This window comes from Methylobacter sp. (assembly GCF_036845245.1).
Lineage (GTDB): Bacteria > Pseudomonadota > Gammaproteobacteria > Methylococcales > Methylomonadaceae > Methylobacter_A.
In genome coordinates this window covers 1-15,406 of sequence record NZ_DAIUEH010000082.1, presented here as the reverse complement: position 1 = coordinate 15,406, position 15,406 = coordinate 1, and the positions used below count along the sequence as shown (strand labels likewise).

At 50.3% G+C, this 15,406-nt stretch carries 13 protein-coding genes; 6 read left to right on the top strand and 7 right to left on the bottom strand.

Annotated features, from left to right (window positions below):
- Positions 1 to 235 precede the first annotated feature (235 nt).
- Entirely contained in the window at positions 236 to 787 is a 552-nt protein-coding gene (locus V7051_RS23230; RefSeq protein WP_333879189.1) for a cytochrome c, read from the top strand.
- 195 nt (positions 788 to 982) lie between these two features.
- On the opposite strand, the gene V7051_RS23225 is transcribed toward V7051_RS23230, so the two are convergent.
- The 5 genes from V7051_RS23225 to ribA form a co-directional block, all read right to left on the bottom strand.
- Positions 983 to 2,074, bottom strand: a complete 1,092-nt coding sequence (locus V7051_RS23225) for a glycosyltransferase family 4 protein (protein WP_333879188.1) — start codon at positions 2,072 to 2,074, stop codon at positions 983 to 985.
- A gap of 14 nt (positions 2,075 to 2,088) precedes the next feature.
- Positions 2,089 to 2,466: a 6-pyruvoyl trahydropterin synthase family protein gene (locus tag V7051_RS23220; RefSeq protein WP_333879187.1), complete on the bottom strand. Its 378-nt coding sequence runs from the start codon at positions 2,464 to 2,466 to the stop codon at positions 2,089 to 2,091.
- 197 nt (positions 2,467 to 2,663) lie between these two features.
- The gene (locus tag V7051_RS23215) at positions 2,664 to 3,704 is read right to left on the bottom strand and encodes a zinc-binding dehydrogenase (protein WP_333879186.1); all 1,041 of its coding nucleotides are present in this window, start codon (positions 3,702 to 3,704) and stop codon (positions 2,664 to 2,666) included.
- Positions 3,701 to 4,417 carry a RibD family protein gene (locus tag V7051_RS23210; protein ID WP_333879185.1) on the bottom strand — a complete coding sequence of 239 codons (717 nt, stop codon included), beginning with the start codon at positions 4,415 to 4,417 and terminating at the stop codon, positions 3,701 to 3,703. Before V7051_RS23210 ends, V7051_RS23215 begins: the two co-directional genes overlap by 4 nt.
- Positions 4,407 to 5,048, bottom strand: coding sequence for a GTP cyclohydrolase II (gene ribA, locus V7051_RS23205; RefSeq protein ID WP_333879184.1), 642 nt, complete (start codon positions 5,046 to 5,048; stop codon positions 4,407 to 4,409). The genes V7051_RS23210 and ribA overlap by 11 nt, the downstream gene beginning before the upstream one ends.
- 168 nt (positions 5,049 to 5,216) lie before the next feature.
- Between ribA and V7051_RS23200 the strand changes: the two genes are divergently transcribed.
- Positions 5,217 to 5,501 carry a hypothetical protein gene (locus tag V7051_RS23200; RefSeq protein WP_333879182.1) on the top strand — a complete coding sequence of 95 codons (285 nt, stop codon included), beginning with the start codon at positions 5,217 to 5,219 and terminating at the stop codon, positions 5,499 to 5,501.
- 1,112 nt (positions 5,502 to 6,613) lie between these two features.
- On the opposite strand, the gene V7051_RS23195 is transcribed toward V7051_RS23200, so the two are convergent.
- The gene (locus V7051_RS23195) at positions 6,614 to 7,042 is read right to left on the bottom strand and encodes a TOBE domain-containing protein (protein ID WP_333879180.1); all 429 of its coding nucleotides are present in this window, start codon (positions 7,040 to 7,042) and stop codon (positions 6,614 to 6,616) included.
- A gap of 207 nt (positions 7,043 to 7,249) precedes the next feature.
- Here V7051_RS23195 and V7051_RS23190 point away from each other — a divergent pair, with 207 nt between their 5' ends.
- Complete coding sequence (locus V7051_RS23190; protein WP_333879178.1) at positions 7,250 to 8,050, top strand: TOBE domain-containing protein; 801 nt, start codon at positions 7,250 to 7,252, stop codon at positions 8,048 to 8,050.
- 95 nt (positions 8,051 to 8,145) lie between these two features.
- Here the strand turns inward: V7051_RS23190 and V7051_RS23185 are convergent, their stop codons facing one another.
- Positions 8,146 to 8,763, bottom strand: a complete 618-nt coding sequence (locus V7051_RS23185) for a globin domain-containing protein (RefSeq protein ID WP_333879176.1) — start codon at positions 8,761 to 8,763, stop codon at positions 8,146 to 8,148.
- 297 nt (positions 8,764 to 9,060) lie between these two features.
- Between V7051_RS23185 and V7051_RS23180 the strand changes: the two genes are divergently transcribed.
- From V7051_RS23180 to V7051_RS23170, 3 genes are all read left to right on the top strand, one after another.
- A complete protein-coding gene (locus tag V7051_RS23180; RefSeq protein ID WP_333879174.1) occupies positions 9,061 to 9,495 on the top strand; it encodes a group III truncated hemoglobin in 435 nt (144 codons plus the stop codon).
- A 180-nt stretch (positions 9,496 to 9,675) separates the two neighbouring features.
- Entirely contained in the window at positions 9,676 to 10,377 is a 702-nt protein-coding gene (locus tag V7051_RS23175; RefSeq protein ID WP_333879172.1) for a type 1 glutamine amidotransferase, read from the top strand.
- Between the two features lie 464 nt (positions 10,378 to 10,841).
- Positions 10,842 to 15,032 carry a sulfite reductase subunit alpha gene (locus V7051_RS23170; RefSeq protein WP_333879170.1) on the top strand — a complete coding sequence of 1,397 codons (4,191 nt, stop codon included), beginning with the start codon at positions 10,842 to 10,844 and terminating at the stop codon, positions 15,030 to 15,032.
- The last annotated feature ends 374 nt before the right edge of the window (positions 15,033 to 15,406 follow it).

The window sequence follows — 15,406 nt, the reverse complement described above, 5'->3', positions numbered from 1 at the left end:
TACTCTCATCTTTAATACAGCATAAAAGGCTTGCGCCTTTCTTCATGACACACTAACCCGGCTGGAGCACACGCCGACAGGTGCCGCGCCGCTTGCTGTGCTTTCATTGTTGTTATGGTTCGGAGTGGCTTTTGCCGGTCGCTTTATCGGCTTTTTTTGATTCCCCTCACCCTGCCCTCTCCCGCTGGAGAGGGTAGTTGAGCTTCGCGCTGAATAGTTACGATTTGGATAAATTATGAAAAACGCTGCCCTATTGCCGACGCTTATTGTCGGCGTCTTGCTAAGTGCTTGTGCAAACGTCGCCAAACATGAAGGCGAGGCATTGTATAAGCCCAGCGCCAGCATTCAAGACATCATGTTGTCTATTATTGATCCCAATATCGACTATGTCTGGAATTCAGTTGCCAGCGTAAGCACCGCCCAAGGTACCGAAGAACGGAGTCCGCGTACCGATGAAGAATGGCGTCTAGTCAGGCAGCATGCGCTTGTTGTGTTGGAAGCCAGTAATTTGTTGTTAATTGAAGGCAGGCCCGTGGCAGCGCATGACGCCAACACCTCGAGCGGCGGAGCGGAACTGACTGCGGCGGAAATACAAAAAGCCATCGCAGCAAACCGCGCAGATTACATCCAACGCGCTCATTCCTTGCACGATGCCGTACAAAGCGTCATTGCCGCGATTGACCAAAAAAATGCCGAGCAATTGGTAGAAACAGGCGGTGCGGTCGATCAAGCTTGCGAACAATGCCATGCCCAATTTTGGTATCCGAATGACAAGCGGCCCAAATAGCTATTGAGACTGTGAAAGTATTTGTTTTAGACCAAAAGCAAAAGCATTCACCACGAAGACACGAAGGACACGAAGTTTTCAATGCATTGAGTTTAAATAATTATTTTCCCTTTGTGATCTTCGTGCCTTCGTGGTGAATAGGTTTTTAAACCCATTTTAATAATACTTTCACAGCCTCTATTGATATTCACCCCCTTATGCTCCGTCTAATCCGGCATGAAGATATTGCCGGATGATTTCACAACTCTGATCCCAGCAAGGATGGCGAATATAAGCTGCCAGCGCATTTCGGCTCAATTGCAGTAAAAGCTGACGATCATGATGCAATTTTTGCAGCAGAACGGCTAAGGCCTCCGGGTCTTCAGGTGAGATCAGATAACCGTTGTCATCGTGGCTGATGATTTCTCCGGCGGCTCCTGCCGTGGTGCCGATGACCGGCAGGCCGAATTGCTGCGCTTCCACATAAACGATGCCATAGCTTTCATAGGCGGACGGCAGCACCATCAGTTGGTGCCGTTGGTACAAATCGGCAAGCGATTGGCCCTGTACAGGGCCTTTAAGGATAACCCGTTCTTGCAGCTGCGCAGCCCGAATAAGTTTTTGCAACTGCTTTACATATTCCGGCTCCATATCCAGCCGCCCGGCCACTGTCACCTGAAAGTCCTCAGACGGCAGTTGGCGCAGGGCTTGGATCAGCACATGCAAGCCCTTGCGGCGAATGACATTGCCGACGACCAGAATTTGCAACGGGCCATCAGCCAGCGCACGTTGGCTGATGGCGTCAATGTCGGTGCTTATCTCAGAAAAATTATCACCCGCAGGCACGGCAAGACAATGCGGAAATAACGGGTTATGCAGTAATTGCCGAATCTGTGTCAGCGTCGTTTGGCTGTTAGCTATCATCCCTGTCATAGACTGAAGATAACGGCGCTCGACCGCACGGTAAAACCAGGCGCTGTACCAAGGATGATGATCGAAGCTGGTAAGCAGATGCACCAATGCTACCATCGGTATTTTGGCTCGTCGGCTTAGTCGCCGGTTCATCAAAAACACCGAGGGATGCACCATGGCATCCTGAATCAATATATCAAGATCGGCGGCGACGATTTGCTGCAAACAAGCGTTGCTGAAGTTATCCCCCAGATGCCTCCAGTAGTTGCGCGGCGGCAGGCTGATGATTGTCACATCGTCGCCTTGGCGGCGTAAATAAGACACCAATTTGCGGTTATACAGATAGCCGCCGCTCAAGGTTTCCATTTCGCCGTAAACCAACAGGCCTATGCGCATGGGGTGCTACCTGCTCAGTAGGCCAGCCGGTAAGCCGCCCAGCAGCTATCGTTTTCCCACAGTTTTAAACGTAGCGAGCCGGTTCCAGGCGGAGTTATGGCGGCGTGCAGTTTTTCGCAAATGATGCGGCTGAACTGTTCGATGCTCGGGTTTAGCCCGGCAAATTCCGGTTTATCGTTAAGCATCTGATCGCGGAAGTCTGCGACGATGCCATCCAAAGCGGCTTCGATAGCCACTATATCCACCAGATAACCATGCTGATCCAATTGCTCGCCTTCAATACGCACCTCTGCGACATAATGATGGGAGTGCGGCTGGTTTTCGCTGCCCCAATCGCCGCCTATCAGGTAATGGCGGGCGATAAAATCACGGGTTACGGCTACGGTATACATATTGGTTTTTCCTTGGTTATTAGTAACTATTCAGTGAATCGAAAAAATCGCAAATTGCTGTGAGAACGCCTCCTCTCCTGATGGAGAGGGTCGGGGTGAGGAGAAATTAACAAGCAAAAAGTCTTTTTTGATTTCCCTCACCCTACCCTCTCCCGCTGGAGAGGGGTGTTGAGTTTCGCGCTGAATAGTTACGGTTATTAATAAGTAATGATGGCTTGTAAAACTTTTTCCGGGCTTTGATCCAATAACTCATAAATGCTGCGAGCCTGCTCAAGCGGAATTCGATGGCTAATCAGCTCTTGCGGCCGCAGCCGTCGAATCATATCCCAGGCTGTCTGGAAGCGACGCGCTTTATCCCAGCGGCCTGTCAGTTCAGGTGCAATAGTGCTGACCTGGCTGCTGATGAATTTAATCCGATTGCGGTGCGCTGCCCCGCCCAGCTGTACGTTGGCGGATTTGTTGCCATACCAACTGCCGATCACGATACGACCGGAGTAGCTGCATAAATCAATGGACAGATTCAAAGCGTCCGGTACGCCGCTGACTTCGTAGATCAGGTCGGCGCCCGCACCGGGCGTCTCCGATAGTTGCACCGGTAACTGTAAATCTTGTTTCAAGGCGGCTATTTGCGTCTCCGAGGCGGGATCGAAAACCTGTTTTACACCCAAGTGCAGTGCTTGGGCACGACGCTCGGCTATTCCATCCAAGGCATACAACTGCGCCAAAGGGAACTGCGCTAACATGCTCGACAGCAATAGGCCGACTATGCCTTGTCCCAACACAACCACCCGTTCGCCTAACGCCGGGTTACCGTCCAGAACCAAATTCACCGCCGTCTCCATATTGGCTAGAAATACGGCCGCCTCAGGCTCTATGTCATCCGGCAGCACGATAACCTGTTCCGGTGTGGCAATAAAATGACTGGCATGAGACTGAAACGCAAATACCCATTTACCCAGCCAAATATCAGCGACATCAGCGCCTATTTTCTCGACGCGACCGACGCAGGCGTAACCGTATTGCAACGGATAAGTCTGCTGGTGTTGTAAGGATTCCAGTGTGGCATCCAAGGCAATACCGGCGGGTAGCTGGCCCCGGTAAACCAGCATTTCAGTTCCGGCGCTAATGGCGGAACAGTGGTTCTTGACCAGTATCTGTCCCGGTGCCAGTGGCGGCAGTTGCTGTTCACGGATGTCTATTTGCTGTGGCTTGGTAAACCAGAGTTGGCGGGCTTTCATGATTCTACCTGCTGCTGATATTGCAAATCACCCCACATGATCAGGTCATCTCCGAGCATCTGTGAATAAAGCGGGCGAATTTGCGGTAACTGAGTTTTGCAGCTGATCCCCAGATTGCCGACTCCCTTATAGCCTCCGACCAAGGTAGGGGCGATAGTCAACACTAAAGCGTCGGCTAATTGTGCTTTCAGAAAAGCGGTAATCACTTGGCTGCCGCCTTCAACCATCAGCATTCTGATGCCTTTTTTCCATAGCAAACTTAGCGCATCCGGCAGGTTGACGCGTCCATCGACATCGCCCGCGAGGGTAATGATTTCAACTTGGCTGCCAAACTCGCCACCCTCATTTAAGTTGGTCAAAACCCAACAGCCTTTCTCAGAATGTTGGCAAAGACGCGCTGTCGACGGCATGCGCAGGCGGCTATCCAATACGATAGGTTGAGGGTTGGAACCGGCCCAGTCGCGCACGGTCAGCTGCGGGTCATCGGATAGCACCGTGCCGACACCCACCAGAATGCCGTCATGCAGACTGCGTAGCTGATGAGTTAAACGGGTGGCTTCAGTGCCGCTCAAGGCCAGCGTTTCGCCAGTGCGTGTGGTTATACTGCCGTCCCAGCTCTGCGCATAACTCAGCGTGACAAACGGCCGTTTTGCAGACGCCTGGGTGCTTTTGTGGGACGCTAACCACTGTTCAATTTTCCGATTAACAGTCATAGGGTTCTGTGAGGTCTACTGAGTGAGCAAATGGGGTAAGTTGCAACAGGTGATCCATACGCTGGGCTTTGGTGAGCAGGTAGCTTTCGTTGTCAGGGTTCACAGTGCCTTCTATAGGTATGCGGGCATTTACTTGAATGCCTTCAGACTTCAAGGCGCTAATCTTTGCTGGATTATTAGTCATCAGCAACACCGATTTAACGCCCAGGTCCTCCAAAATACGTGCCGCAAGGGCATAATCTCTTTCGTCCGCCCCATGACCCAGCAATAGATTGGCATCCACGGTATCATAACCCTGATCTTGCAAATTATAGGCCCGCAATTTTTGCAGCAAACCGATGCCCCTGCCTTCCTGGCGTAAATAGACCAGAACACCTGCGCCATGGTTGGCAATAAACTGTAGTGAACGATCCAGTTGCTCACCACAGTCGCAGCGCCTGGAACCCAATACGTCACCGGTGAAACATTCCGAGTGTATTCGCACTAAAACATCCTCCTCGGTCACCGTGCCCATGTAAAAAGCCAAATGTTCCTTATTATCCAGAGTATTGGTGTAGTAACAGAGCTGAAAATCGCCATAGGCAGTCGGTATACGGATACGGGTAATCTGTGAAACGGCGTGTTTTAACATAGCGGGTAATCTGTCAGGAAAAGAATTCGAATATAGAGGAAAAAAGGTGATGAAACTTTATGTGTCGATCAAAAATCGTTGATTAATATCTGAAGTTTGCTGTTGTGATGGGTTCGCAATTTATTCAGCACAACATATAAACCGGGTTTAGCAGGATCACCAATTAACATGGCAGTCTCGGAACCGCTGGGGTTGCTACCCCAATTAATTTGTTCCGGTAATTTGATGGAAATAACCTTGAGAACAAGGTCGGCCGCAAATATCGAGCTAAAAATTAAAAATATTCCGGCAACCGCGCATCAATCAGCTTTATATTATGGGCGTTTAAGGATAAAAAGGTTTATTGAGATGACTTGGCATGATTATATAAATACTATATATAAGCAATTAATAGACCAACAACAGAATATGTTTAAAATGCTTGTACCACTCAACATTAGCCGCAAAGAATAGATATTCGGTTGTTGTGTTTGCTTTAAATTCAGCAGTTAATCAGCAAGATGCTGTTGGCTGATCAACAACTCATATCAGGGTTGAGGTTGATTATATGCGTATCCCATAATGTACCCGTTTCGGCACACGTATAGCGATCAGGTAATTAGCAAAACTGTAATGGTCGACTAAAACAGGACACTTTCTTCAGCAGTCTTCTTATAGAATTCCCGCTCAAATTCCAGAGGGGATCGGTAGCTTAATTTTGAGCGTGCGCGCTTATCATTGTAAAAATGTTGATACCGGTTGAATATTGACCATGTAACCCGCCAAAATTCGGGGATGCATTTCCGCGACCAGTTGTCCATTAATGAAATTGTCAGACGCACGAGTCTGTCCCGCAATACCATTTATGGATATTTTAGGACATGGAAACTCTCCGGATTATGGGATAAGGTATTAACACTCTTTCGTGAAACCTACAGGATTTCAACAGGGAAAAACGCTCGACCGACGGCAGCCATTATTGATGCACAATCGGTAAAAAACGGGACCCAGCGGATAAAGCGGTTTTGACGCGGTTAAAAAAGATTAAATTAACCGATACTGCCGAAGTATTCATCAAAATTACGAGGTACACCGCCTTTTACGCAGAATTTGTTAGGTTTTTAAACAGCATCTAAAGACCAAGGCCTGAGTATTCTTCAGGTTTGCCAGAATATGAACCGGGATAAAACCCCAGCGCGTCTCTGGTTAAAACAGGTTACATCCGAACAAACATGGCACTCTGGCATTGGCAAGCCGCTCACTGTCGCCGGTAGCGCATCTGCTAACTGGAAGCTGACGTTCGTCAACTACGACAAGATAACAACATTTTAAAAAAGGCCGTATTTGCAAAAGAGCGTCAAAGTTTTTCCGGCCGCTTATTGTTATCTTTATGTTTTCAATAAAAAATAATTTTGTATCAACTGGTGTAGCGGTGATCAATAGCGGAAAAAATGGGAAGCTGTTTTACACCCGGGACTACGTTGCAGAGTCATTGAACGACTGCAAAGTACAGAGCAAATCCGCCCACACAGGCTAAACTGCAGCTGAAGAGCCGCTTGATAACGGCTCTTCAGCTTAAAGCATGATCAGGCAGGTATAGCCAATAAGACTGCGCCGGCTTTAAACACAGCAGTCACCGTCTGGCCTGTTTGCAAACCTAGAGAGGCTACGCTGTCTATGGTCACCGTAGCAGTGATTTTTTGCCCACCTTTCGTCTCAATATCGATTTCCGAATTGACTGCTCCAGGTATAATTTCAGAAATCTTACCGGACAATTGGTTTCTTGCCGATATCTTATAGCCATCAAAGTCGGACACAACGATGATTTGCGGAGCTTTTACCAGAGCAATCGCGCTTATGCCGGGTTTGATCCCTAGTGATTCCACAGATTCCTTGGTTACAGCAGCAACGATAGACTCACCTTCGTTTAATTCCACTACGACTTCCGCATTCACGGCGCCGATAATGACTTCTTTGATTACGCCACTAAATTGATTACGTGCGCTGGTTTTCATAATTTCACCTCATCTTGAATTGTTTAAAATTTAAATATAACAGTTACAAATATCTAATTCCGCTATTCAATAGTGAATAACGCTTGCATCTGATAGTAGTGCTTGCGCTAAAATAGTCTTCAAGCCACGTTGATAAGTAGGGTCTATAACGGACCTTTAACACCACTTACACCGATTGGCGCGCTTATTTTTTAATGTCGGGTTGATATGAGTAAAACGGAAAGATCATCCTTATGTGTGCAAGGAGAAATCAGACTGGCCAACACACTGGATAACGCTATGTTCGGCCTGTTGCGAGCCATAGATAACTGCGGTTCCATTAATCAGGCGGCCAAGCAGCTAGGCTTAAGTTATAAAAGCGCCTGGACGCTTATTGAGCGGGCCAACAATAAATCGCCCAAGACATTGATCACCTCGGAAACCGGTGGCGCCAACGGTGGAGGGACCTGTCTGACCTCTTCAGGTCACATACTGCTTAACATGTTTACCAAACTTGAAGAGCAACATAAGCAATTTCTCTTACAGCTTAACCAGACTGTGGAAGCGGATGCAGAAGTGTTGATGCTGCTGAAACCATTAACCATCAAAACCAGCGCTGTCAACCAGATATTCGGAGTGGTCACTGAGTTAAAAACCGGGCCAGTCAATACGGAGGTATTTTTAAAGCTGAAAGGCGGCCAAAAGGTCTGCTCGAGTATCAGCCATGCAGAAGCGGAATCCTTACCGCTTGCGGTAGGCAGCGAGGTATTAGTACTAATCAACTGGAATGAAATCAGTCTGATTACAGGTCCGGAAAGATTTCTCTTTTCGGCCAGGAATCAGTTGTCAGGGATTATCAGTCGAGTGCATTTGGCTGAAGTCGATGCGGAAATCATCATCTATCTGCAAGGTGGCGACAGTTTTACTGCTCTGATCACCCGGCAAAGCGCGCAAAGCATGGGCCTAAAAACAGGTATGCAATGCAGGGCAATATTAAAAAGTAACGCAATAATGCTGGCGATGCGTTAAGTCGATGCATCAAATATCGCTATCCCGACCATGAACGGGGCCTCTATCAAACCTCAGATTTTATCGGCCGCCCAATGGCGTTGGTTGACCACCGTCTAGCGCCGCATGGTCATAAAGTGGCTCAATGCCAGCGGCGCTTCAGGCAGCGGGTAACGTCTGGGTGAGGCGCGCATGGTGCGCCGGTTAATAATCCGAATCGACAATGACTCAACCCAATCCCAATATTCTTGTTTAACCGTTTCAGGAAATTCGACATCATCGAATGCCAGTAAAAGTTGAGCCAGCCATATTTCCCGCGCTTTTTCATCGATAGTGAAAGGGAAGTGCCGTGTTCGCATACAGATATGACCAAAAATAGCAGTAAATCGCGCCGGTCCGCCGGTAGCCTCAACGATAAAATCAGAGGTTTTTTCGACGCCGGCATTAAAACGAGCCGGATCAGCCGGAAATAGTATGCCAACAGGAGTATTGAGTAACCTTTCATGGTGGCGCTTAACAAGAGCGCGTAGCATTTCTTCACCGGCAACGGCAAATATCCGCTTGGAGCGAAAAGGAACCGCTGGGTATTCAATGCCGTTGGATGCCGGTTTCCAACTGATTTCATCACCAACCGACATGGGTTCTGAGTTTGTTGAGCAGGTACATTCTTCGTTATTTGCATTGGGTGAAGATGTTTGTGAGGCATTGTTTGAAGGGGTGTTGGATTTACACATTTAGAAAATCTCCGCTTGACTTTCGTTATATATTAAAATATATAACGAAAATTGCAATCAGATATTTTTATTCAGTTAGATCAGGTGGCGGTTATGAAAAACGCCAACAAATCTATTCTTCAGCGTAGAGTTTGATAAATAAAATGCTTTCCCTTTTGCATCTCCTAAGCAGAAGGGCTCTCATTAACCCCAAATACCAATGACGCAACAGTAATATTTATTTTTGGCTGGGCAAGTTTCTTGGATTTGTTTGGCGACGACGTGATAACTTAAACTAATGATTGCCAGGAGATATTAATGACGAATACACAAAACAGTGAACTCAACGAGCAGCATATCGTTGAATTAGTCCGCCGATTTTATGAACGTGCATTGGATGATGACAGCTTACGGCCCATTTTCGAAGCCGTCATTCACGATTGGGATGAGCATCATCGCGTGGTTGAAAATTTTTGGTCTTATGCTCTATTAAAAACAGATCGCTACCGCAACAGCCCGTACTCAGTGCATGTTCCCCTACCCTTACAACCCGAACATTTTGACCATTGGTTGACACTGTTTCGGGAAACGGCAACAGAAGAGCTGCCGCCCTCTGCTGCCACAGAAGCGATTGCACGCGCCGAGCACATGGCTGAAAGCTTTAAAGCAGGGATGCTCAATAATCTCAATTTACCATCGAGACCATCTCGGGCTGGAAAACAGCTTCCAATATTTACCAATAATCAGCGTTGAATTTTCCAATCAAAAAAACTATATCGCGTAATAATGTTAATATGATATCGGATTGTCTGCTGGAAAATTAAAACGCTCTTTTACTGTAAAACTGGCAAAATTTCGACACCGTTTTCTATCTGGTCCTGTTGTGCCTATCCCGTCTCTATCTAAAACTAGCCCGCAAGATTCATTAAATTTATGCATGTTCACGTACTTCAGCATGTCGCTTTTGAAGGGTTAGGTTGTATTGAAGCTTGGCTTGAAAGCAAGCAGGCTGTCGTCACATTCACGCGATTTTTTGAATCTGCAACGCTGCCAGAGCTGAAGCATATCGATTTTATAATTGTGCTGGGCGGTCCAATGAGCGTTAACGATGAGGACCAATTTCCCTGGCTGGTAGACGAAAAGCAATTTATTGCTAAAGCTATCCGAAAAAATAAAATCGTCCTAGGTATCTGCTTGGGTTCTCAATTGATTGCAAGCACTCTTGGCTGTAAGGTCTACCCCAATAGGGAAAAGGAAATTGGCTGGTTTCCCGTCTATTCTCTTCACAAGCGGCTTGATGCCCTGATTTTTCCGGGCTCGTTCGATGCCTTCCATTGGCATGGTGAAACCTTTGATTTACCAACAGATGCAGTTCTTCTTGCAAGCAGTGCCGCCTGTCGGCATCAAGTCTTTCAAATTGGACCGCGTATTCTCGGAATTCAGTTTCACCTTGAAACTACACCGGAAAGCGTGGCTGCCATGATCGACCATTGTCGCCATGAGTTGTTGCCGCAACGCTTTGTCCAGACGGAACAGCAGCTTCTCAGTGCTCCCCTTGCTAAATATAAAGATATCAATACTTCTATGGTCCGAGTTCTCGAATACCTTCTTATTCCAGCCTGCACTCACCCATGACCGCCGACAACATTTAAGAATGTCTGTCCTTGCTAAGGTGTGAGCAATATCATTTCGAAGCTTCCGACAAACGTGTTATTAAAATCTCGTCACAAACAACGTTTTATAGCTCCATGATGAGGTCGCCCAATAAGGCCATTAAACCAGGAATCCAAAGATATAGGGTGAAACAATCGGTCATTCAGGCATTAACGAGCTGAATCCCAAACCCGTCCTGCTTCAAAACCGCCTTTAGCAATCCTCTATCTTCAAAAGCAACATGAGAGAGTTGCCAAAGCTATTCTCTATCTCTGAGCACCCGTAAAGGGCGTACTGCATGATGAAATGCTCACAGTTGGTGCATAACCTCTGCTCTTTGCCGAACGAATCTACGCACAATATACCTACATTAAATGGTCTATTTATTGCTTAAATATCTATATGTATAACTCTATATAACGATATTTCCATGTCGGTACTTATCTATGGCCAGTTCTTCAATTAAAAGTGTCTGTCCCTATTGCGGCGTGGGCTGCGGCATTATCATGGAGACCGCCGACAACCGCGTCATCAAGGTTTCTGGCGACAAACAGCACCCCACCAATTTCGGTCGTCTATGCACCAAAGGTAACACCTGCGCGCAAGCCATTGCCGAATCGGGACGACTGGAATATGCTTTTCTACGCTCGGACCGTCAACGAGACCCGGCGCGGGTGGATATGGACCATGCGATCAAGGAAACGGCCCGCCGTCTGCGCGCCATCCTCGACACCCATGGCCCTGATGCGCTGGCGCTTTACGTATCCGGGCAAATGTCTTTAGAGGCACAGTATCTCGCCAACAAACTCGCCAAAGGCTTCATCGGCACCAACAATATCGAATCCAACTCCCGTCTATGCATGGCCAGCGCCGGTAGCGGCTACAAACTGTCGCTGGGCTCGGACGGTCCGCCGGGCTCTTACCAGGACTTCGACCGCGCCGATGTGTTCTTCGTGATCGGCGCGAACATGGCCGACTGCCATCCGATCCTGTTCCTGCGCCTGATGGACCAGGTCAAGGCCGGCGCAAAACTGATCGTCGTCGATCCGCGCCGAAATACCACGGCAGACAAGGCCAACCTGTTCATGCAGATCAAACCCGGCACCGACCTGGCGCTGCTCAACGGCTTGCTGCACTTGATCGTCAAGAACGGCCACACCGATCCCGAGTTCATTGCTGCATTTACCGAAGGCTGGGAAGTCATGCCCGAGTTTCTGGAGGACTATGCACCACACACTGTGGCCGAGATTACCGGCCTGCCGGAAGTCGATATCCGCAAAGCCGCCGAATGGATCGGCACGGCAGGCGAATGGATGAGTTGCTGGACCATGGGCCTGAACCAGAGCACGCACGGCACCTGGAACACCAATGCGATCTGCAACCTGCACCTCGCCACCGGCGCCATCTGCCGCCCCGGCAGCGGCCCGTTCTCGCTGACCGGCCAGCCCAACGCGATGGGCGGCCGCGAAATGGGCTATATGGGACCGGGCCTTCCCGGACAACGCTCGGTGCTGGTCGACAAAGACCGCGCTTTTATCGAAGACCTGTGGGGCATCGATAAAGGCGCGTTACGCACCGACATCGGCGACGGCACCGTGGCGATGTTCGAAGACATGCAAGCGGGCCGTATCAAAGCCTGCTGGATTATCTGCACCAATCCGGTCGCCACCGTACCCAACCGCAAGAACGTGATTGCAGGTTTGCAGGCGGCCGAACTGGTCATCACCCAGGACGCCTTTCTCGACACCGAGACCAACCGTTATGCAGACATCCTGTTGCCCGGCGCGCTGTGGGCCGAAGCCGAGGGCGTGATGATCAACTCCGAGCGCAACCTGACGCTGATGCAGAAGGCCGTCGATCCGCCCGGCGAAGCGATGGCCGACTGGCAGATCATTGCCCGCGTTGCTTGCGAAATGGGCTATGCGAAAGCCTTCGGTTATTCTTCGGCAGACGAAGTATTCGAGGAAATCAAGCGCGCCTGGAATCCCAAAACCGGCTACGACATTCGTGGCGCGAGTTATGCGCGCCTACGCGAGACACCGTTGCAATGGCCTTGTGCACCGGACAATGGGCATGACCGCAACCCGATCCGCTATCTCAACGATGGCATAAGTCAAACTATCAAGGCCGAGGCGGACGGCTCCATACCTCGCGTCGTGTTCGCCACCGAGAGCGGCAAAGGCGTGTTTCTGCCGCGCCCGCATTTGCCTCCGGCCGAGATGCCGGATAATGACTTCCCCTTCGTACTCAACACCGGCCGTTTACAGCACCAGTGGCACACGATGACCAAGACCCGAAATATCGCGACGCTCAGCAAACTCAACCCTGGCCCTTTCATTGAGATCCATCCCGAGGATGCCGCTGTACTTTGCATCCGTGAAAAAGATAGTGTAGAAATCCGCTCAAGGCGCGGCCGTGCAGTGCTGCCGGCCGTAGTGACCGACCGGGTGCGTCCCGGCAACTGTTTTGCGCCTTTTCATTGGAACGATGTATTTGGTGACGATTTGGCTATTAACGCCGTCACCAGCGATGCGATCGACCCCATTTCTCAACAACCCGAATTCAAATTCTGCTCGGTCATTCTGACACGAATCGCAGAAGCACAGATTTCTCAAACCACGATCAGCGAGAACAACGGCGTTCTTGCAAGCGCCAAAGCAGGCGCATCGACTACTGATATCAAGGCATTAAACATGAAGCAGATCGATGCACTGACCAAACTACTTGGTCTCGACACTGCATCCGGCATAACGCTGGATGCTCACGAACAATTATATATGCAGGGTTACCTGACCGGACTTCGTACCGAAGAATCCTGTAAGGCCGGCGGAGTGCCGGTGCTACCGACGACTTCGCCGTTGGAACCTTCCAAACGCCTTTATCTGAATGGTGTGCTTGCGGGTTTGTTCGCGCGTACTTGGCTGCCCGATGGCGCTATGATCGCATTACCGGAACCGGCCCACGAAATGACAAAGCCATCGCAGTCTCCTCCGGTGATTATTCTTTGGGCTTCGCAGACCGGCAATGCAGAAGGTTTTGCCGCTCAGTGCGCTGAGCGGCTGAAAACCGAGGGACATAGCGTCGCGCTTGCCGGCATGGACACGTTCGAGGCAGCGGACCTCATCAGGGTGCCGAAATTGTTGGTGCTGGCCAGCACTTTCGGCGACGGCGATCCGCCGGATAACGGCAGCGCCTTTTGGTCTGCGTTACAAGCCGATAGCATGCCAAAACTCAACACCCTGCGCTTTGCCGTGCTCGCCTTCGGGGACTCCAATTACGATCAGTTCTGCGGCTTCGGCCGCAAGCTGGACGCGCGTCTGGAAGCGCTGGGTGCGCAGCGGCTGACCGCAAGAGTCGATTGCGAGCCGGAATTCGAAGAAGCGGGCACGGCCTGGCTGGCAGCGGTCGCGCAGGCTTTGGCCGGCACCGCCGCGACCGCGCCGCAGCCGGTACCGGCATTTGCCGACGAGGACGAGGAGATGGCCGCGGAACCAGCCCTCGCGCCGGCGCCGCAACCGGATTACAGCCGCAACCGGCCCTTGTATGCCAGGCTGCTGCTCAACCGGCGTCTCAATACCGGCGATGCCGAAAAGGAAACCCGCCAGTTTGCTTTCGATCTGTCAGGCTCAGGCCTCGGCTACGAGGCGGGCGATGCGTTGGGAGTCTGGCCGAGCAATTGCCCGGAACGGGTTGGCGACCTGTTGGCCGCGCTAGAACTCCCGGCGTCCACCGTCGTACCGGTGAAAGATTACGGAGAATTGCCGCTGTTCGAGGCTCTGTTGCGCCATTTCGAGATTGCCCGCATCACCCCGGAACTGCTGCAATTCGTATGCGAGCGTTCCGACAGCAAGGACCTTGCGGCCCTGCTGGCCGCGGAACGCAAGGCCGAGCTGAAGAACTGGCTATGGGGCAAACAGGTAGTAGACTTACTGCAAGCCTTCCCGGTCCGGGTGGAAGCCGCCGACTGGCTTGCCGTGCTCAAACGTTTGCAACCGCGCTTATACTCGATTTCCTCCAGCCCGAAAGCCTATCCGGCCCAAGTGCACCTGACCGTCTCGACCGTACGCTATGCCTTTGAAGGCAAACCGCGCGGCGGCGTCTGTTCGACCTTTCTGGCCGACCGGGCCGCCGAGATCGACGTACCCATCTTCGTGCAGAAATCCGCCCACTTTCGTCCGCCGAAAAATCCCGACACAGCTATGATCATGGTCGGACCGGGCACCGGTATCGCACCATTCCGCGCCTTCTTGCAAGAGCGCCAAGCCATCGGTGCACAGGGCCGTAACTGGCTGTTCTTCGGTGAGCAGCGCTCTAGCAAGGATTTCTACTACCAAGACGAACTTGAAGCCATGCAAAAAGACGGCTCACTGCACAGGCTTGATCTGGCCTTTTCGCGTGATCAGGCCGAGAAAATCTATGTACAGCACCGAATGATCGAGCATGGCGCACAGCTTTGGACATGGTTGCAGGAAGGCGCCTATTTCTATGTATGCGGCGATGCAAGCCGCATGGCCAAGGATGTTGATGCAGCGCTCAAGCAAGTGGTGCAGACCCACGGAGCCTTGAATTCCGAAGATGCCGCTGCCTACATTGCCAAAATGACGCAGGATAAGCGATACGTGCGGGATATATATTAAATCGGAATGGTCTACTTTCAAATTGGATGCACATCCAACCACCAATTTCATCTCGAAACAACACCGGAAAATGTGGCGGCAATTATCACTAATTGTCGCCACAAACTGTTGTTACATCACTTTGTTCGGATTGAGCAGCAACTCGGCAGTCAAATATAAAGGCGTCAATACTTTTATGACCCAAGTTCTTAAGTACCTTGCTGTACATGCGGCACTCATGTAGGGCGGGTTATCGACTATGAATGATTGATAAATCAACACTCCGACTGGATTAAGTATTACAGCAACAGCATAAACTGGCTTTAGACGCCCAGTGCGGCTAGTAGTCAGTCATGATGAAGTACAAGGATAAAGCCGAGCCAGCTTCCGTCGTG